Source organism: Alteromonas sp. ABH4_452 (assembly GCF_056311825.1).
The window spans coordinates 2,958,590-2,978,224 of record NZ_CM149973.1; the positions used below are offsets into that span (position 1 = coordinate 2,958,590).

The window sequence follows — 19,635 nt, forward strand, 5'->3', positions numbered from 1 at the left end:
AATGAAAAATGCTGGGGTAAGACAAATTCCAGCTTCTTTGGCTTATGAAAAGTTAGCATTCTACATAAGCCATAGAATTTACTTCGATTTAGCGATAACATGAAACTGCGCGCAAAGAATAATGGGCTCTCTTTAAGATAAAACGTTTTAACGTCATCAAGAGAGCGCTACATAAAGAGATTATTAATTTACTATGGCAAATAATTCGAAAAACGATGAGTTTCCAACCATTAGATTGGATGAAGAAGACCGTCGAGATTATCAGACTAAAAGGCAAGCGGCCCCGACAAAGGCGACCACGCCCTCACCTTCTCCTTCAACTAACCGCCAGCCTTCAAATAGTAGTGGCGGTAACGGAGTCTGGGTTGTTTTAGTTGCCTTAATTGCCTTAGCGGCATGTGGTGGTTGTTACTACTTGTACACTATGCTTGAGCAACAAAAGGCTGTGGCTGAGCAAGCCGAAAAGCGCATTATGCAGTTAGAAAATAAGCTTTCTGCGACAGGCGAGGAAATCGGCGAATCGACGGTTGCCTTACAAGTCAAAGTTACCGAATTGTCGAACAAGACTAACGAATTGTGGGAGCAAATGGACAAGCTTTGGGCTTCAGCATGGCGTCGCAATCAAAAGGAAATCGCTGACCTTGGCGAACGTGTTAGCAATGTTCAAACTGCACTGAATAAAAATGTCAGCGCCGTTTCTGACGACGTAAAAAGCCAAGCTGCTGCAATCGGTTCTGTTAAAAATCAGCTGGCATCATTGGCTGATGAGCTACTTGCTGTAAATGTTCAACTAGAACAAGCCACAAGCGATAAACAAAGCGCTCAGCAGCGTGTGCGTAATCTTACCGATAAACTGTCAGTATTGGAGCAGCGCAACACAACGTTATCTGGACGCATTACCAGTCTAGAAAACGAGATCCGCGACATCGCCACAAAAGTAGTATCAAGTGGCAGTGCCAGTGGTGGTGCGGGCTCACCTCCCTCACCTGCTGGCAGTTAAATTACCTTCCATTGTTTGGCGTGTTGTTTTCAAGACAAACAGTACGACATAGCAATACCAGATAAATACAGAAAAAAGAAAGGGGTTAATCGCCCCTTTCTTTTTTGTCGTGATACCATTACCGCCTTCGACGAAATAAGACAGGACATACTGCGCAATGAGTGACCAAGCGCCTAAACGTTTAAATAAATATATTAGTGACACAGGCCTATGTTCGCGCCGAGAAGCGGATAAACTCATTGAGCAAAAGCGCGTTACGGTAAATAACAAACCACCAGAGCTTGGCACTAAAATTGGTGCCGGCGATATTGTCAAAGTTGATGGCAAGGTGGTAGGTGCGGTAGCGAAGGACAAATCAGATAGGGTTTATATTGTATACAACAAACCTATAGGCATAACCTGTACTACCGAACGCCATGTTAAAGGCAATATTATTGACGCTATCGGTCATAAAGCACGTATATTTCCCGTAGGTAGGCTTGATAAGCCTTCTGAAGGACTCATCATACTCACCAGCGATGGCGATATCGTAAATAAAATTTTGCGCGCTGAAAATGCCCACGACAAAGAGTATGAAGTAACGGTTAACCAGCCTATTAGTGAACGGTTTGTGAAGCGTATGTCGCGCGGCGTGCCCATTTTAGGTACGGTGACAAAGCCATGTGTTGTTAAACCGACCGGCAAAAACAAGTTTACTATTATTCTTACCCAGGGGCTTAATCGCCAAATACGCAGAATGTGTGAATTCTTAGGCTATGAGGTGACTAAACTTAAACGCACACGCATTATGCATCTAGAACTCGGGTCACTAAAACCAGGTCAATGGCGAAACTTAACAGCTCAAGAATTAAAGACGATGCAAAACGCCGTTCGTTCATCAACCAAGACAGCAGAGAAAGTAGAGTTGCGTAAATAGGTGGAACTACTACATTTAGTAGTAGTATCTAATTTAGCATTATTACGTTTTGGAACACGGACATTATCATTTTTTTTCAGTAGCAGATTTTCCTCCTAACACTGAAATTTTAGCTACCTACGATGTATTTTTCGTACTCGTTTCCGTTCTTATTGCCATATCAGCATCGCTAATTTCTTTCGTGCTTGCGGCTAAGATGGCGCAAACGGAAATGCAAAACGAGCGGGCTTTTTGGTCGCTGGCATCTGCATGCTTTTTGGGCTTTGGAATCTGGTCCATGCACTTTGTTGGCATGCTTGCTTATCAACTTCCGCTTGTGGTCTCTTACGACCCTTTTATTACTTTGCTATCCGTATTCCCTGCGATCCTCGCAAGCATTGTTGTTATGGGCAAATTGCCTTACAAGGCAAATGCGCTATGGCTTCGCAGTATTTATATGGGGGTCGGCATAGGCAGTATGCACTACATCGGCATGCTGGCGATGCAGATGGACGCCGCTATGGCTTACAATGGTTGGTATTTCTCCCTTTCGATTGTGGTTGCTGTGGGATTGGCCGGCATTGCATTAAAAACCCATGAATATGTGACTACTGCGCAGCTTCGCATTACAAAGCAAATAGTACCAGCAATCATCATGGGGTCCGCTATTTCCGGCATGCACTATACCGGAATGCTGTCTATGCATGTCTATGCCCTTCCAGAGACTAAAATACTGCAAGAGCCTGAAACCAAGAACCTAGTTTATTTAGTCATGCTAATGGTCATGCTATTTGCATTTGCTATCTTGGTATTTATTGAACTTCGCACACGAACTTTATTGCTTGAGCGATACAACGCCGTATTAAACACCGTACAAGATGGCGTTATCACCTTCGATAATTCGGGCTTGGTCGAGTTTGCAAATCCTGTGGCGTTAAACATGTTCGGCTTGAGTGACCTTACCCTTACCACGCAGTCGGTGCATATAAGAGAACTTATTAGTCCTTCTGAACATACTAGTGAATCACTAATTGTTAGCTTAAAGAAAGGGGCAAATAACAGCGTTGCGCATAGCGCCCCATTTACGTTAGACGGCATAAGAAAAAATGGCAAAGTGTTTCCTCTTTCTCTGAAAGTTAAACAGTTGCCGGGAAACCATGTCGCTTATATGTGTACTATTAAAGACCTATCGGATGTAAAAAACCAAGAAGTCTTTGCGCAAACCGTGTTTGACGCCCTGCCCAATATGTTGCTAGTAAAAAACGCTAAGACCCTTTCTATTACGCATGTTAACGATGCAGGAAGTGAGCTATTGGGTATTGATAAAGCATCGTTAATTGGGCTGTCTGATTTTGATATATTTGAAGAAAAAGAAGCTAAGGCATTTGTTAGTGATGATAAGCAATTACTGTTAAGTTCCAAGAAGCAAAACGCCCATGAATACCGACTTAATATTGGCGGCAAAGTGCGCTACTTGCACACAAAAAAATAGTCATAGGTGATAGTTACGGTGACGCACAGTTTATTTTATCCCTTTCTGAAGATGTAACTAAATGGCGTGAAACCCAGTACGAACTTAAGACGCTTAATCACAGAATGTCTATGGCTGCGGACGCTGCTCGTATTGGAGTATGGGAATGGGACATCCGAACTAACCTTCTTATTTGGGACGAGTGGATGCACAAAATTTACAATATATCCCAAAATCGTTTTAGTGGCCTTTTTAGTGATTGGGAAAACACCGTCCATACTAGTGATATCGATGGCGTAAAGAAAAAAATTGAGAAGGCGGTATTAGAAAAATCCTCTTTCGAAGCAACGTATAGAATTTTAACCTTAAATGAGCAGTATCGTCACGTCAAAGCATACGGCCGCGTTGAAGGTAGTAAGATGTTCGGTATTAACGTTGATATTACTGAGCAAATAGAAGCCGAGCAAAAAATTAAAAAGCTTGCTAATAGCGACACACTTACCGGACTTGCTAATAGACGAGCTTTATCTACTTATATGCGCAATGAACTTCCCAGGCTAGAAAGGAACGCAAAATTTTGTACCCTATTTTATCTCGATCTAAACCGTTTCAAACCAATCAACGATGAATATGGTCATGCTCTAGGTGATGAAGTACTTGTAGAGCTTGCACAAAGACTAAAAGCCTTATGCCGCTCATACGATATTGCTGCGCGTGTTGGTGGTGATGAGTTTATTGTCGTCGTCACTGAACTTAGTAAAGAATACGATATAGGGAGGATAACGACGCGGCTATTTAAGACACTGACTCAGCCTATTACTACCACTCAAGGGACATTCAACATAGGGGTAAGTATTGGGCATGCAAGCTATCCATCAGAGGGAAAAATGTTAGAAGAACTTATTCATATTGCCGATGAAAGGATGTATGAAGATAAGAAGCAACGTTCAAAGGAAAGTTGAAATTGCAGATTAGCCTAGTTCGAAGGAGAGTATCTCTTAAGTAAAAAACGGATGAAAAAAAAGCGCCCAATGGGCGCTTTTCTTGAAACCTAGTCTTATCGACGTAGACCTAGACGCTTGATTAGGTCAAGGTAACGCTCAGCGTTCTTGCCTTTAAGGTAGTCTAGAAGCTTACGACGTTGGCTAACCATACGTAGAAGACCACGACGAGAGTGGTGATCTTTCTTATGATCAGCAAAGTGACCTTGAAGCTTGTTGATGTTGTGAGTAAGCAAAGCTACTTGAACTTCTGGTGAACCAGTGTCGCCTTCTTTTACGCCGTACTCAGCAATGATTTTCGCGGTTTCTGCTTTAGTTAGTGACATATCATTCTCCTAAAATTTATGCTTCGCCGATCACTAATTCAGCAAAGCGGAATGAGCGCAGTATTATAATGACGTTTACACACTTAGCAAGCCATAAACCATCTTTATTTATAGGCGCTACGTCTATGGATAAACAACCCGGCGCTTAGGGTTAACAAACACTTCTTGTTTAGGTATGCCTTGATCTTTTGGGTCAAGCACCCCTTCTCCAACGCCAAGGAAAATACCATTTGTATCCACGCCGTGGTAAACCCGGTAGGATGTCCCTTCACGAAGTGCTTCACTGCACATGCCTTTAACCGATTGGCCATTGTCAAAGCGATTTCTTTCGGCGTCGTTAATTGTCACAAACGGTAGACGACTTACAGCGGTATCCATAGGAATAAGCAAGTCATCAAGCGCTTTGAAGTCACCGTCTTCTAGCGACTCCTGAATTTCAATTAACTTATCCAGCGACACCATTTTATCCGTAGGATAGTCAGCAACTTCGGTGCGATGTAAGCGGGTCACATAAGCGCCACAACCCAGGTTCTGTCCTAGGTCGTCTACGATAGAGCGAATATAAGTACCTTTGCTACACTTGATGCGCATATCGACATAAGGCAGTTCGATTCGCAGTATGTCCAGTTCATACACTTCAATATCACGGGGTTCACGTTCAATCTCTATGCCTTGACGCGCATAATGATAAAGCGGCTTACCTTGATGCTTAAGCGCAGAAAACATAGAAGGGATCTGCTTACTTTTACCTAAAAAAGCTAAGCAAGCATTGCGTACTTGCTCTTCCGTGACTTCAACGGGCTTCTCTTCTACCACTTCACCGTCGGCGTCAGACGTGGTTGTGCGAACGCCAAGTTGTGCCGTAACCTCGTAGGTCTTTTCCGCATCCAAAAGAAACTGTGAAAATTTGGTCGCTTCCCCCAAACACAGCGGCAGCATACCGCTAGCTAGCGGGTCAAGCGCACCTGTATGGCCCGCTTTGGCCGCCTTATATAGCCAGCGTACTTTCTGTAATAGCTGGTTTGATGACCCACCAAGTGGTTTATCAAGCAATACTATGCCGTTAATGTCACGGCCCTTACGACGTCTTGCCATCTACTCCTGCTCTTGTGAATCGTCTTCATCGCGCTTCGACTCATCTTTAGCGATGGTCTGTGACACAAGATTAGAAATACGCATACCTTCAACAATCGACTTATCTTCAAAGAAGTGAAGATCAGGTACTGAGCGCATGCGAATACGTTTTGCAAGAATACTGCGAATGAACTTTTTGTATTCGGCTAGCTGCTTAATTTGCGCTTTGCCTTCTTCTTCAGTGCTGTTGTAGATAGTCACGAAGATTTTAGCGTGAGCTAGGTCGCGCGATACATCTACATCAGAAACCGTGATTAAAGGCATATCGCCTACGCGGTGTTTGTATTCGTTTTGCAGAATGCTCGCTACTTCTTTATGAACTTGCTGAGCGACTCTGTCGGTACGTGAAAATTCACGAGCCATTGTACTCTCCTTTCCTTATTTAACGTAGGGCATGCTTGAGGCTGTTTACTTTATACAGACAAAAACGGGAGCACTCGGCCCCCGTTTTTCACATGCCGAATTAACTAAGGCAATTAAATTTCGCGTTTAACCTCAACGATTTCGAAGACCTCAATTTGGTCGCCTACTTTCACATCGTTATAGTTCTTAACGCCGATACCACATTCCATACCGTTACGTACTTCTTGTACGTCGTCTTTAAAGCGACGTAGTGATTCTAATTCACCTTCGTAAATTACTACGTTTTCACGAAGTACACGGATTGGGTTGCTACGCTTAACGTTACCTTCTGTAACCATACAGCCTGCAATTGCGCCCAGTTTCGGTGACTTAAATACGTCACGTACTTCGGCAAGACCAATGATTTCCTGCTTGAACTCTGGAGCAAGCATACCGCTCATGGCCGCTTTCACTTCGTCAATTAGGTGGTAGATAACGCTGTAGTAACGTAGGTCAATTTCTTCAGCTTCTAGTACGCGACGCGCTGTTGCATCGGCACGAACGTTAAAGCCTAGTACGATAGCGCCTGATGCAGCCGCAAGGGTCGCGTCAGTTTCGGTGATTCCACCTACACCACTACCTACAATATTAACTTTAACTTCAGAAGTTGAAAGCTTAACCAGTGACTCAGAAATCGCTTCTACAGAGCCCTGTACGTCAGCCTTAAGTACGATGTTAAGTTCGCTAACGTCACCTGATTCCATGTTCGCAAACATATTTTCAAGTTTCGCTTTTTGCTGACGAGCAAGTTTAAGTTCACGTTTCTTCTGATGACGCTTCGCTGCTACTTCACGTGCTTTACGTTCGTCTTTAACAACTGCGGCATCTTCGCCCGCTACTGGAACACCTGAAAGACCAAGTACTTCTACCGGCGTTGAAGGTCCTGCAACCTTAATCTCTTTACCGTTTTCGTCGCGCATTGCACGAACACGGCCGTACTCTTCACCACAAAGTAGAATGTCACCAGCAAGTAGTTGACCTTCCTGAACGAGTACTGACGCTACCGGACCACGACCTTTATCAAGACGAGATTCGATAACGATACCGCGACCAGAGCCTTCAGCTACCGCTTTAAGGTCAAGTAGTTCTGCCTGAAGCACGATAGCATCAAGAAGCTCATCAACACCCATACCCGTTTTCGCAGAAACGTTACAGAACTGGTGTTCACCGCCCCACTCTTCTGAGATAACTTCAAGTTGAGATAGCTCAGTTTTAACGCGGTCTGGATCAGCTGTTTCTTTATCCATCTTGTTCACTGCAACGATAAGAGGTACACCAGCAGCACGGGCGTGCTGTACCGCTTCTTTCGTTTGCGGCATTACGCCGTCATCTGCAGCAACAACAAGAATAACGATATCCGTCGCCGTAGCACCACGAGCACGCATTGCAGTAAACGCGGCGTGTCCAGGCGTATCGAGGAAGGTGATTTCTCCGTTATCTGTTTGTACTTTGTAAGCACCAATATGCTGAGTAATACCACCCGCTTCACCGTCTGCTACTTTTGCACGGCGAATGTAGTCAAGCAATGATGTTTTACCGTGGTCAACGTGACCCATGATGGTAACAACAGGAGCACGTGTCGATTTCTCGCCATCTGTGCCATCTGCTAGCAACTCATCTTCAAGCGCATTGTCATTTACAAGCTCGTACTTGTGACCCATCTCTTCGATAACAAGTACCGCAGTGTCTTGGTCTAGTACTTGGTTGATGGTAGCCATTTCGCCCATCTTCATCATCGTTTTGATAACTTCGTTAGACTTAATAGCAAGTTTACTTGCCAGCTCACCAACTGTGATGGTTGCGCCAAGCTTAACAACGCGCTCTACTGGTGCTGCAGGCTTGTTAAAGCCTTGCTTAAGATGCTCACCAGCGTTTTTCTTAGACTTGCGACGACGACGTGAAGAACGCTCAACCTGCATGTCTTCTTCGTCTTCTGCTTCTTGAGCATAGCGGTTAGAGTGCAAGTGAACTTCTTCAGCTTCTGCTTTCTTACGACGCTCTTCTTCTTCTTTCCAGCGACGCTCGTTTTCTTCAGCAAGTTTACGCGCTTCGTCAGCCGCCTTCTTCGCGTCTTCTTCAAGCTTCTTCTGCGCTTCTTCTTCCTGTGCTTTACGCAGGCGCTCTTCTTCCTGACGCGCAGCTTCTGCTTCCGCTTTTTCAGCTTCAGTTAGCTCTGGCTCGTCTGCTTTACGGGCTTCAGCTTCTTTCTTAGCTTGCTCCGCACGACGTGCACGCTCTTCATCAGCGGCTTTCTTCGCTTCTTCTGCTTTACGCGCTTTTTCTTCAGCGGCTTTCTTTGCTTCTGCTGCTGCTTTCTCTTCTGCTTCGCGCTTCAAACGTGCCTCTTCTTCAAGACGCTTCGCTTCTTCTTCCGCTTGACGTTGTTGTTCTTCAACGTCGCTGCGCTTAACGTATGTGCGCTTCTTGCGTACTTCCACTTTCACTTCTTTAGACTTACCAACACTTAATGTGCTCGTTGTCTTACGCTTAAGTGTCATACGCGTTGGTTCAGCTGCGCTGCCGTGTTGCTTACTTAAATGATCCAATAGTTTCTGTTTCTCGTCTTCGTTTACCTGTTCGCCGGCACTCTTAGAGATACCCGCGTCTTTAAACTGGCCAACCAATCGGTCAACGGTCGTACCAATGTCGCTGGCGAGCTTTTCAATAGATACATCTGCCATTACGTAATTTTCCCCCTGTTGACCTTACTCTTCTTCACTGAACCATACGATATTACGAGCCGCCATGATTAACGCACCGGCTTTCTCTTCGTCTAGTTCATCGATATCACTGATATCATCGGTACCTTGTTCTGCTAATTCTTCCAGGTCGGTAACACCGCGGCTGGCCAACACATAGGCCACGTGTTTACTCATACCTTCAAGATTTAATAAGGCTTCTGTAGGCTCTGCACCTTCAAGCGATTCTTCATTCGCTAGTGCACGCGTGGTTAAGAAAGCACGCGCTCTGTTGCGCAGCTCTTCAACCATTTCTTCATCTAACCCTTCAACCGCTAGAAGCTCACTTGCTGGCACGTATGCCACTTCTTCTAGCGTTGTAAAGCCTTCATCTACCAACACAGACGCAAACTCTTCGTCAATGTCCAAACCAGCAGTAAATAGATCAAGTACCTTCGCGTTTTCTTCTTCGTGCTTCTTGTTGAGGTCTTCAACCGTCATCACGTTAAGTTCCCAGCCTGTTAGCTGGCTAGCTAGGCGAACGTTTTGACCACTACGGCCAATTGCCTGTGCTAGATTGTCCGCTTCAACCGCTACGTCCATGCTGTTGCTGTCTTCGTCAACAACAATTGACGCAACCTCAGCGGGAGCCATTGCGTTGATAACGAATTGCGCCGGGTTCTCATCCCAAAGCACGATATCAACACGTTCACCGCCAAGTTCGCCTGATACAGCTTGTACGCGTGAACCACGCATACCCACACACGCACCAACTGGGTCTAAGCGCTTGTCATTAGTTTTAACGGCAATCTTCGCACGTGAACCTGGATCGCGAGCCGCAGATTTAATTTCTAGCGTCTCTTCTGCAATTTCAGGCACTTCCAAGCGGAATAGTTCAACTAGCATGTCTGGGTGAGTACGGCTAATAAATAGCTGTGCACCGCGTGCTTCTGGACGAATAACGTAAAGAAGACCACGTACACGGTCACCTGGACGGAAAGTTTCACGAGGAAGCATATCATCGCGGTAGATAACGCCTTCTGCGTTATTACCCAAATCAATTATGATATTGTCGCGGTTTACTTTCTTAACCGTACCCGTAACCAGCTCACCCACTTTGTCTTCGTACTCAGCAATCATTTGCTGACGCTCAGCTTCACGTACTTTTTGTACGATAACTTGCTTAGCGGTTTGCGTAGTTATGCGGTCGAATTTGATAGATTCAATCTGTTCTTCCACATAATCGCCAAGTTGTATCTCTGGCTCGTCGATTTGCGCCGCAGAAAACGTAATTTCAGCAAATGGATTTTCTTGCTCTTGATCATCTGGGATAACCAACCAGCGACGGAATGTATCAAAGTCACCAGACGTTCTGTCGATACTTACACGAACTTCAATTTCGCCTTCGTTTTTCTTTTTGGTTGCACTAGCGATTGCATACTCTAGCGCTTCAAAAATTTTCTCTCTAGGCACTTGTTTTTCATTTGAAACGGCTTCCGCCACTAACAAAATTTCTTTATTCATTTTCGCCTCTCTTATGCTTTCGTCGATGAAAGCAGAGCTGTTCCGTTAATCGAACGTGGGAACAACGTTACCTTTTTCGATATTCGCCACAGCTAACTGGAACTGCTGGCCATCCACTTCAATACTTACGATGCCGTTTTCACACGCAAGTACTTTGCCTTTAAAATTACGTCTGTCGTCCATTGGTATAGACAAACGAACTTGAACCACTTCACCTACAGCCTCGATGTAATGCTTTTCTTTGAAAAGCGGCCTGTCCATACCTGGTGATGACACTTCAAGGTTATATTCAGTGCTAATTGGATCTTCAACATCCAAAATTGCGCTAACCTGATGACTTACATCTGCACAATCATCTACGGTAATACCGTTTTCATGATCAATAAAAACGCGAAGAATTGAATGCTTCCCCGCTCGTACAAACTCGATACCAACCAATTCAAAGCCCAGTGCTTCTACACCTGGCTCTAGCATTTCGGTTAGTTTCTCTTCAAGTTTTGCCAATGCAAACCTCCAAAAACGAAAAAAGGGCCTAAAGCCCACCTGTCATCACCCGGCTCAGCGAGGCTGACTCCAGGTTTTAATACAACAAAAAGCCCCGGACTAGCGGGGCTTTTATTAAAATTCTGAACCCATACCTGCCAATGTAGGCAGTTGCAAACTTATGGGTAAAACCACCGATAGGTGATAGTTTGCTAATGATAAGTGCGTTACTTTCCTTTAATGAGGGAGCCCGCTCTCATCACTTAATGCGCACATTATACGTATAGGCGGCGCATTAAGCAACAGCGAAAAGACTTAGCGGTTAGTCCTCATCCTTAAACTTGGCTTTTATGTCGAGTATTTTAGGCATAATTTCTATCATTAATTCGACCAGTTTTGGTTCGAAATGCTTTCCCTTCTGGCTCTCCATAAAATCGACGGTTTTTTCGATACTCCATGCGTCTTTGTAAGGCCTTTTACTGGTAAGTGCATCAAACACATCAGCAATAGCACAAATGCGTCCCTCAATAGGAATATCCTCTCCGGCAAGTCCGTTGGGGTAACCCGTTCCATCCCATTTCTCATGGTGGGTCAATGAAACTGACTTTGCCACTTTTAGCAGTAAAGAATCGCCGCAATCACCGATGATCTCTGCGCCAATTTCTGGGTGGTGCTTCATAGTGGCAAATTCTTCATCGGTAAGCTTACCGGGCTTAAGCATGATGCTATCAGCAATACCAATTTTGCCAATGTCATGCATAGGTGCAGCATGTAGTAATGTTTCTGCTTGTTTTTCTGTCATGCCATAAGCTAACGCCAACTCTTTAGCATAATGACTCATGCGCATAACATGCATGCCTGTCTCATTATCCTTGTATTCTGCAGCTCTTCCCAACCGTTGAACGACCTGTAGTCTGCTATCTAAAAGCTCATCAGCCTGTACTAAACTCAAATGAGTTTTCACCCGTGCTCTCACGATTGCCGGTGATATAGGCTTAGTAATGTAATCCACGGCTCCAGCATCGAACCCCTCGGTTTCTTCATGCTCATCGTTTAACGCCGTAACAAAGATAACAGGGATGTGCTTGGTACTAGACTGCTGCTTAAGTTGACGACAGACTTCAAACCCCGTGAGCCCAGGCATCATGACATCGAGTAATATTAAGTTTGGCTGTCTAGCCTCAGTTAGCTTTAACGCTTCTTCACCATTTCTCGCGAAAACAAGCTGGTAGTCCGATGCTAAAAGTTGCTTCAAAACCCGCAAATTTACGGGCTCATCATCAACCACTAATAAAGTAGGTTTTTCAATTTCAATCTCTAACATGCCGTGTCTCTGGGCTACTCTAATTCTTGTATTAATGAAGAAATGTGTTCGTGCGCTAATTCAAACTCAAAGTCATCTATATCTAAGAGAATTTGACCAATTTGCTCGTTGTGATTAGAGCACCCTATTTCTTTTAAAAATGACAGCTCCGCTTCATCCACCATATTCTGCTCTACACTATTGAGCATAGCTTTTAGGTGACTAAGGAGCAAAGCATTGTCTATACTTTCATTAATTGCGTTTTCTGCATATAAGGGCGATTCACTTAGCATCAACTCTATCTTCTCTAGAGCGTCGCGAAGCTGATTAACTTGTTCAATATCGATGATCGATTTCAGCGCCTGCGCCTCTATCTCCTTAGTGATACGGAAGAAAGTAGTTAGACATAGGTTACCCGACGTTCCTTTTAAGCCATGAGAAAGCGACGCTACCGTTTTAAAGTCTTCTCTAATAGCTGCGTTCATCAACTCATCGACCTTTTCTCTACTTGTTGAAGTGAATTTATCCACTTCTTGCAATACCGTCTCTACACTTCCCCACAGACCAACCGCTTTCTTTAAATCTAAGGTAGCTTTATCGGCTTTAAACGCTGATTCTGAGTCATTTTCTATAGGCGTGTCGGCGGCAACAAAGGTATCGAGTTTAAGAACCCGCGCCACTTCTTCCATAAGTAAGCCAAAGTCCACCGGCTTGTTTGCAAACCCTTCCATACCGGCTTGTTGCGCCGCATGCTTATCCTGCACCAAAACACTCGCAGTCAGCGCAATAATAGGCGTTGGGGGTAACTGATGTTCTCTCTCAAACTTACGTCGTTGCTTTGCGGCCTCTAACCCGTCTAGATTGGGCATTTGCAAATCCATTAAAACGACGTCAAATGAAGCTGACTCCATTTTTTCTAACGCTTGAACACCATCGGTAGCAGTATCTACCTGATGTCCTGCTCGAGTAAGGAGCAATGACAAAAGCTCTACATTTTGTTGTACATCATCAACCACTAATACATTTAACGTTGATTGAAGTTGGGTTGAAGTCGATTCTAAAGTATCAGGTGTGTAGTCACTGACTTCAACCGCTTCTAGCGGCAACCTAAAGGTAAAGGTACTTCCTTTGCCTTTTTCACTGGTAACACAGATGTTTCCGCCCATAAGTTCAACAAGCTGTTTAGAAATAGTGGTTCCCAGGCCAGTACCGCCATATTTTCTACTCATCGACGCGTCCGCTTGCGAGAACGGGTCGAAAACGCGCTCCACTTGTTCTTGCGTCATACCAATGCCGGTATCTGACACGCTAAAATAGACAAACTTTTCGTCACCTCTCACATTAATCGACACCTCACCTTCATGAGTGAACTTAACGGCATTGCCAATAAGGTTATTAAGCACTTGCCGCATGCGCTCTGGCACACCTCTGTAACCAGTTGCCACCGAAGAATCGACATTTAGGACTAGCCCAACCTTTTTACGCTTCGCTTCTAACCAAAACGTAGAAACAACCAAATCTAATTCTTCTCGAATAAGAAAGTCGCGATAATCTAAGTCAAGCTTCCCCTTATCTAACTTTGCGCTATCCAGTATGTCGTTGAGAAGGTGCAGCAGTGAACGGGCAGAACGGTTTATCGTAGTTAGGTGAGATTTCTGCTCTTCACGCAAGGACTCCCCTAACATTAAGTCGCTAAAACCAATAATCGCGTTCATAGGCGTACGAATTTCGTGACTCATATTAGCAAGGAATGCAGTACGTGCGGCAGCCGCTTGTTCAGCTTTGTCTTTCGCAGCCTTTAACTCATCTTCCATTACCCGCCTTTGGGTTATATCTGATATAAAACCGTCGACATACAGGATATTGCCATTATCGTCTTTTACGTGAGTACCATGCTCTGTTACCCACTTTACTTCCCCTGATTTAGCTATAATGCGATATTCATAAGAAAATACATCTTGTTCAGTATTGATTTTAGAGAGTCGTTCAACGTCATCAGGATGATAAAGGTCTATAAACGAACGTTTCGGCTCTGGTAAAACAAAGTCGCTCGCCGGATAACCGGTAACTTCTAGCACAGCATCACTTACGAAAACCATAGGCCAGCCTGGCATATTTAAACATCGATAGGCCATACCGGGGATATTCGAGATTAAACTTCTAAACTTAGCCTCACTTTCACGCAACGCATCTTCCATCTCTTTGCGTTTTCGAAGGTCTGAAGCAAAAAAAACAAATACGGGCTTACCTTCTATTTGTGTGTAGCCAACGCCTAGACGAGCCGGAATTCGTTCCCCGCCCTTACGGATTATCTCAACTTCCCTTCCGGTACCGATAATTTGTTCAGTTGGCACAACGCGTTGGCTAAAAAAGTCATCGTTATATACATGCCGTCTTTCAGGCGGAACCATCTCAATGGCTTTCATTCCTACAATTTCTTGCTGGGTATAACCATAAATTTGCTCTACAGCAGGGTTCGCTGTTTTAACAATTCCTTTATCATCTACGGTCAGGATGGCATCGACAGCAGTATCAGTGATGGCGCTTTGAATTCGTTCACTTTCTATTGCGCGCAACATTACATCGCGATATTTAAATAAAAGGCTAATCCCCAATACCATGGTAATAAGCACCAGTGTTACGATAGCAATAGAAATAGCTAGATAGACGGCGATATTTGACGACTGGCCGGACGTTTCCATACCCGGTGGTAAAACAAATCTTGCCGCAGCCATACCAGTATAGTGCATACCCGCAATAGCCAACCCCATAACAGTGCTTGCGAGCACAGCGTGCTTACCCAATAACTTTCTACTTTTGGTTGCGGCAGTAATCCCAAACTTAATCCATAGCGACAGCATAGCTAAACAAACAGCAACTACGATAGAAAGTGCAAATACACCAAGGTCATAGCGAAGAAGCGGCGCCATCTCCATTGCAGCCATACCACTATAATGCATGGTGCCTATCCCAGCTCCCATCAATACGCCACCTAAAATTACTTCAGCAACGCTTATACGGGTTTTGATCAAAAGATTCAGCGCTACCCAAGCTGCAGCTACGCCCGGAATTGCCGAAAGTGCAGTTATCAAGGGGTCGTAATCGATAGGTAAACACAAGTCAAAGGCGGTCATGCCTAAAAAATGCATTGACCAAATACCGCCCCCTAGGGCTATGCTACCTGTACTAAGTAAAATATTGCGTCTTAGCTTGTCATCAGTGACGGCTGCTTGCCCTGCAACGTTAAACGCCATGAATGAAGCAAAAATAGCGACTAATAAAGACAGGACAACAAGGGGAAAGTGATAAGCGCCTTCAATTAACGCGGCGTGTTCATCAAACGTAAAAAAGCGAGCAATCATGGCGCGGCCAAACTACCTATAAGTTTAATTATTCAATGGTGGCATGACTTTAACTTAGCATACATAGGCTATGTTGTGCGGAAATTATTTCTTAGAAACTACCTTAATTACCGCCAGTTAAATCGAGAGAATGTTTACGGAGTGCACAATCAGAAAAGAAAAAACCCAGCAAAAGCTGGGTTCTAAAAGTGGTTGCGGGAGCAGGATTTGAACCTACGACCTTCGGGTTATGAGCCCGACGAGCTACCAGACTGCTCCATCCCGCGACTGTACGTTACATATTGCTTGCGCAATATTATTTAGTTCTGGTTTTACAAATTGGTTGCGGGAGCAGGATTTGAACCTACGACCTTCGGGTTATGAGCCCGACGAGCTACCAGACTGCTCCATCCCGCGACTGTACGGTAAAGCCTGCATTTGCAGTACTTTGAAATTCTGGTTATTTTCTGTGGTTGCGGGAGCAGGATTTGAACCTACGACCTTCGGGTTATGAGCCCGACGAGCTACCAGACTGCTCCATCCCGCGCCAGAAAATTAACGTTGTAACCGCTGCGTTTTGTGCCTCGCTTCAACGTGGGGCGTATTATACATAGAGACTTAATCAACACAAGTGCCAAGTCGAGAAATATTTCATTTTTCTGACTGTTAGCGGTTTAATTAACCAAGATGTGCAAAGTTAATACAAATTGCGGCCGAAACACGCCCATTTTAGCCAGCCAACTACCCTAACTATCTAAATTTTTCCATTTTTTCAGCGAGTGAAAAATCGAGTTCCGTTAGCCCATCAGCATCATGAGTAGTCAATGTCACTTCTACTTTGTTATATACGTTAAACCATTCAGGATGATGTTTTAGTTTTTCCGCCCAAATCGCGATCTGCGACATCCATCCAAATGCACGGATAAAACTTTTAAACTTAAACGTCTTTTTAATGCTATCTCCACGTTGTTCCCAAGGTGTGTCATCTGATACTAGCTCGTTTAACGCATCTAACTTTGCGGTGATTTCTTTATCTGGCAGCTTAGTCGCCATTCTTCTCTCCTTCGCTTCACGTAGTTCATAGGTAAACTATGCGGTAAGTACGCAATAATGTAATCAATCGGTTTATAAATGGAAAATGCTGTAGACGAAAAAGGAAGTGCGCAGTGGAGACTATGGTTTACAAAAAAGCCTGCCTTTAACTAGTAATGATAAAGGCAGGCTTTTCGCTTTGTTGTATGATTAACTAAAACTCAATTGCTAAGCGAGCATAGATTTGACGCCCTCTTGGATCATGAACCTTAGAATCAAAACCGCTGTTGGTAAATAATTGAGGCGGCTCTTCATCGAACAGGTTAATGGCACCTAAGGTTAGTACATAACTTTGCTCGGTATCGTACAAACCACCCAAATCAATATTGTATTGAGCATCAACCGTTAGGTGGCTATCAACTTCATAAAAGCCATTTGAGCAACCACCCACGTTTGCTGTGCCGTCTGCACAGTTTTGATCGTCATCATAAGACGAAATATAACGTAGGAAGATATTGGCAGCATGAATATCGCTCTGCCACGCTAAACCTAAATTAGCGCGCAATTCAGGAGATGACACACCAATGTTATTAAAATTACGACGTCCGGCGCCATCAATGTTACCAGCCTGAGGATCCATCAAATCGTATTTGGTAATGTAAGTTGCATTTAATGTGGGCGTAAAGTTACCAAAATCCGTTTCAATTTTATAACTCGTAACAAAATCGAGACCTGACGTTTCTAGAGAACTTGCATTAACGTAGGTGTTGTTTACTTGAAGCACAGGCCCTGTTAGCGGGTCACCCGCCCGAATTACTCTCTCTGTATTGGTCGGATCCTCATTTAGCACAGCCTGCGCATTTTCTTGAATGATCAGGTCTTCAAACTCAAAGTTCCAATAATCAACCTCAACAGAAAGGTCTCTGAAAGGCTCATAAGAGAAACCGATATTGTAAGCAGTCGATTCTTCTGGTTTTAAATCTTCATTACCTGATGTTCTAACTGCCACGAAAGCAGTTGCACCTTGAACAGGGTCAATAAGCTGTTGCAAAGATGTGGCGCCCCCCTGTGCTAGAAATACCGTTGGCGCTCTAAACGACGTGGATATTGAACCGCGTAATGAAAACTCATCAGTGGCGCGCCATGATATAGCCAGTTTAGGGTCAACTGTACTGCCAATAGAGCCGCCGTAATCTTCATAACGCACTGCTAATTGCACATCTAATTCATCATTAATGGGCAATGCAAGTTCACCAAAGGCTGCCCATACGTCTTGACTACCGTCAATATCGGGGTTGCCGATTACAAAGGTAAAGCTGTCTTGGTTAGCCAGGTCATCGTAGTCTTGGCTAAGCTGATTTTCTCGGTATTGAACGCCTAGCGCTAATGCTGCAAAGCCGCCCCCCATTTCAAACACATCAAACGAGGTAAACGCTTCGAAAACTTCAAGATCTGCTTTTGAATCTATAACCTCTGTTCCCGTAAATGAACTCACAACATAATCAGAATTCGGTGCAGTCGTATACGAGCTCGCAAACGGATTGAAGAATTCACAGTCACCCACGCCCGGCGAGCCAGCGATTGGGTCACAATTTGAGCCACCAAGTCCGTATAGCGCGAGTTGGAACTCCGTGTTAAGCACGTCGGGTACTCTAAATACAAAATCGTTCACTGCACGGGTGTAGCTGACCTCCCAGAAACCAGTATCTGTTACGCCCTGCAAGCTAGTACTGAAGCGCAAGGTATCTGATTCTGTATTGGCTGAATCACCTGGAAAACCATTACCTTCAGCACGACCAAAAAATGCCACTGGCTGACCAAATGGGTTTTGCGGGTGATAGTCTGGAACAATAGGTGAAGTCAGAATGGGGAAACTTGGTGCGCCGCCTCGCTCGGCACGGTTTCTCGCGGTACTGAATTCAGCTGTCCACGTAATGTCGTTACCAAATTCATAGTCTGCGCGCACGTAAGCATTGGTTCTACTTTCATCCGCTACATAAGAATAAAACTTACCAAAGTCAAAGCCACAAAAACCGACCTCTAACCCTGGAATAGTGCCGCTAGGGGCAAGCAGGTTTGGCGCACCGCCAAATTCTTCACATCCATAAGGGTCAATAATAGGTAGAGGGCCTGCACCAGGAATATTTAAAAAGAAAGAGCCTGGATTACCCAATGCACTCGTGTCATCTTGTGGGCGGCTTAAACGTCTATCACTTAAAAATAGTGGCGAACGGTTTGTATAACTAATAGCCGCTAATACGCTTCCATTATCACCTGTAGCACCCCATAAACCTTGCAAAATATATTCTTTGTTGTCACCGTGTGCACCGTCTTGATAGTCCACAGTCACCATTGCGCCGTCATAGTTGCGTTTAGTGATAAAGTTAACCACGCCTGCAACGGCATCTGAACCATACAAAGCAGATGCACCGTCCTTAACTACTTCCATTCTGTCGATGGCAATCATAGGTACAAGTGAGCTTGTGTCTACAAAGTTTAGCCCCTCATTAGTCGGCTGAGCGGTAACGACTTGGCGTTTATTGTTAAGGAGCACTAATGTTGATGCTACACCTAAACCGCGAAGGTTGATATTAGAGGTACCTGCGGTGGCATTTTGCGTGAAAGCGTCAGGATTATTTTCTGCACCTGTATTGATGGTTAGGGTCTGTGTAATATCGGCGATGTTTTTGGCGCCAATGGCGTCTATTGCAACACTGTCAACAACAGCTAGCGGTGATGGAGATTCAAAGTTTTCGCTTCTGCGAACAAAACTTCCGGTAACAAGGATGAGTTCTACGTCTTTCTTAGCTTCTTGCTCGGATTCAACGTCAGATTCTTGGGCTGATGCGATATAAGGAGAGCAAAATAACGCAGTACCGACCATTGCGGCTACTGCTGTCTTACGCGTTTTAAATTTCATAGTGTGATTCCAAATCTGGGCTTATCACTACCGGCACTACTACCCACACTTTCCGCTAGCAACAGGCTGTTCGATTTCGTGTTTGTTATTGTTAGAGGCCAACAGAATATTGACCTACATCACTG

The 19,635-nt window shown here is 44.5% G+C and carries 14 protein-coding genes and 3 tRNA genes; 4 read left to right on the forward strand and 13 right to left on the reverse strand.

Annotated elements, in window-relative coordinates; all coding sequences use genetic code 11:
• The first annotated feature begins 193 nt into the window (after positions 1 to 193).
• From ACYX4N_RS12680 to ACYX4N_RS12695, 4 genes are all read left to right on the forward strand, one after another.
• Positions 194 to 1,000, forward strand: a complete 807-nt coding sequence (locus ACYX4N_RS12680; protein WP_474856116.1) for a hypothetical protein — start codon at positions 194 to 196, stop codon at positions 998 to 1,000.
• Between the two features lie 157 nt (positions 1,001 to 1,157).
• Entirely contained in the window at positions 1,158 to 1,916 is a 759-nt protein-coding gene (gene rluF / locus ACYX4N_RS12685; protein WP_476054270.1) for a 23S rRNA pseudouridine(2604) synthase RluF, read from the forward strand.
• Between the two features lie 49 nt (positions 1,917 to 1,965).
• Entirely contained in the window at positions 1,966 to 3,387 is a 1,422-nt protein-coding gene (locus ACYX4N_RS12690) for an MHYT domain-containing protein (RefSeq protein WP_476054271.1), read from the forward strand.
• A gap of 110 nt (positions 3,388 to 3,497) precedes the next feature.
• Positions 3,498 to 4,328, forward strand: coding sequence for a GGDEF domain-containing protein (locus ACYX4N_RS12695; RefSeq protein WP_476054272.1), 831 nt, complete (start codon positions 3,498 to 3,500; stop codon positions 4,326 to 4,328).
• Positions 4,329 to 4,423: 95 nt separating this feature from the next.
• Here ACYX4N_RS12695 and rpsO read toward each other — a convergent pair whose 3' ends face one another.
• The 13 genes from rpsO to ACYX4N_RS12760 form a co-directional block, all read right to left on the reverse strand.
• Positions 4,424 to 4,693: a 30S ribosomal protein S15 gene (gene rpsO, locus ACYX4N_RS12700; RefSeq protein WP_012518257.1), complete on the reverse strand. Its 270-nt coding sequence runs from the start codon at positions 4,691 to 4,693 to the stop codon at positions 4,424 to 4,426.
• 123 nt (positions 4,694 to 4,816) lie between these two features.
• On the reverse strand, positions 4,817 to 5,788 hold the full coding sequence (gene truB / locus ACYX4N_RS12705) for a tRNA pseudouridine(55) synthase TruB (protein ID WP_476054273.1): 972 nt from the start codon (positions 5,786 to 5,788) through the stop codon (positions 4,817 to 4,819).
• Positions 5,789 to 6,190 (reverse strand): 30S ribosome-binding factor RbfA, encoded by a 402-nt coding sequence (gene rbfA, locus ACYX4N_RS12710; RefSeq protein WP_118495169.1) that lies wholly within the window; start codon positions 6,188 to 6,190, stop codon positions 5,789 to 5,791.
• A gap of 113 nt (positions 6,191 to 6,303) precedes the next feature.
• Positions 6,304 to 8,910, reverse strand: coding sequence for a translation initiation factor IF-2 (infB, locus tag ACYX4N_RS12715; RefSeq protein ID WP_474856108.1), 2,607 nt, complete (start codon positions 8,908 to 8,910; stop codon positions 6,304 to 6,306).
• Positions 8,911 to 8,934: 24 nt separating this feature from the next.
• Positions 8,935 to 10,431, reverse strand: coding sequence for a transcription termination factor NusA (gene nusA, locus ACYX4N_RS12720; protein WP_476054274.1), 1,497 nt, complete (start codon positions 10,429 to 10,431; stop codon positions 8,935 to 8,937).
• Between the two features lie 45 nt (positions 10,432 to 10,476).
• Positions 10,477 to 10,935, reverse strand: a complete 459-nt coding sequence (rimP, locus tag ACYX4N_RS12725) for a ribosome maturation factor RimP (RefSeq protein WP_476054275.1) — start codon at positions 10,933 to 10,935, stop codon at positions 10,477 to 10,479.
• Between the two features lie 301 nt (positions 10,936 to 11,236).
• Complete coding sequence (locus tag ACYX4N_RS12730) at positions 11,237 to 12,238, reverse strand: response regulator (protein WP_476054276.1); 1,002 nt, start codon at positions 12,236 to 12,238, stop codon at positions 11,237 to 11,239.
• Positions 12,239 to 12,252: 14 nt separating this feature from the next.
• Positions 12,253 to 15,579 (reverse strand): MHYT domain-containing protein, encoded by a 3,327-nt coding sequence (locus ACYX4N_RS12735; protein WP_476054277.1) that lies wholly within the window; start codon positions 15,577 to 15,579, stop codon positions 12,253 to 12,255.
• A gap of 189 nt (positions 15,580 to 15,768) precedes the next feature.
• Positions 15,769 to 15,845 (reverse strand) — tRNA-Met (locus ACYX4N_RS12740).
• A 53-nt stretch (positions 15,846 to 15,898) separates the two neighbouring features.
• Positions 15,899 to 15,975 (reverse strand) — tRNA-Met (locus tag ACYX4N_RS12745).
• Positions 15,976 to 16,028: 53 nt separating this feature from the next.
• Positions 16,029 to 16,105: transfer RNA gene (locus ACYX4N_RS12750), tRNA-Met, on the reverse strand.
• Between the two features lie 203 nt (positions 16,106 to 16,308).
• A complete protein-coding gene (locus tag ACYX4N_RS12755; protein WP_476054278.1) occupies positions 16,309 to 16,611 on the reverse strand; it encodes a 4a-hydroxytetrahydrobiopterin dehydratase in 303 nt (100 codons plus the stop codon).
• A gap of 193 nt (positions 16,612 to 16,804) precedes the next feature.
• The gene (locus tag ACYX4N_RS12760) at positions 16,805 to 19,510 is read right to left on the reverse strand and encodes a TonB-dependent receptor (RefSeq protein ID WP_476054279.1); all 2,706 of its coding nucleotides are present in this window, start codon (positions 19,508 to 19,510) and stop codon (positions 16,805 to 16,807) included.
• Positions 19,511 to 19,635: the final 125 nt, after the last annotated feature.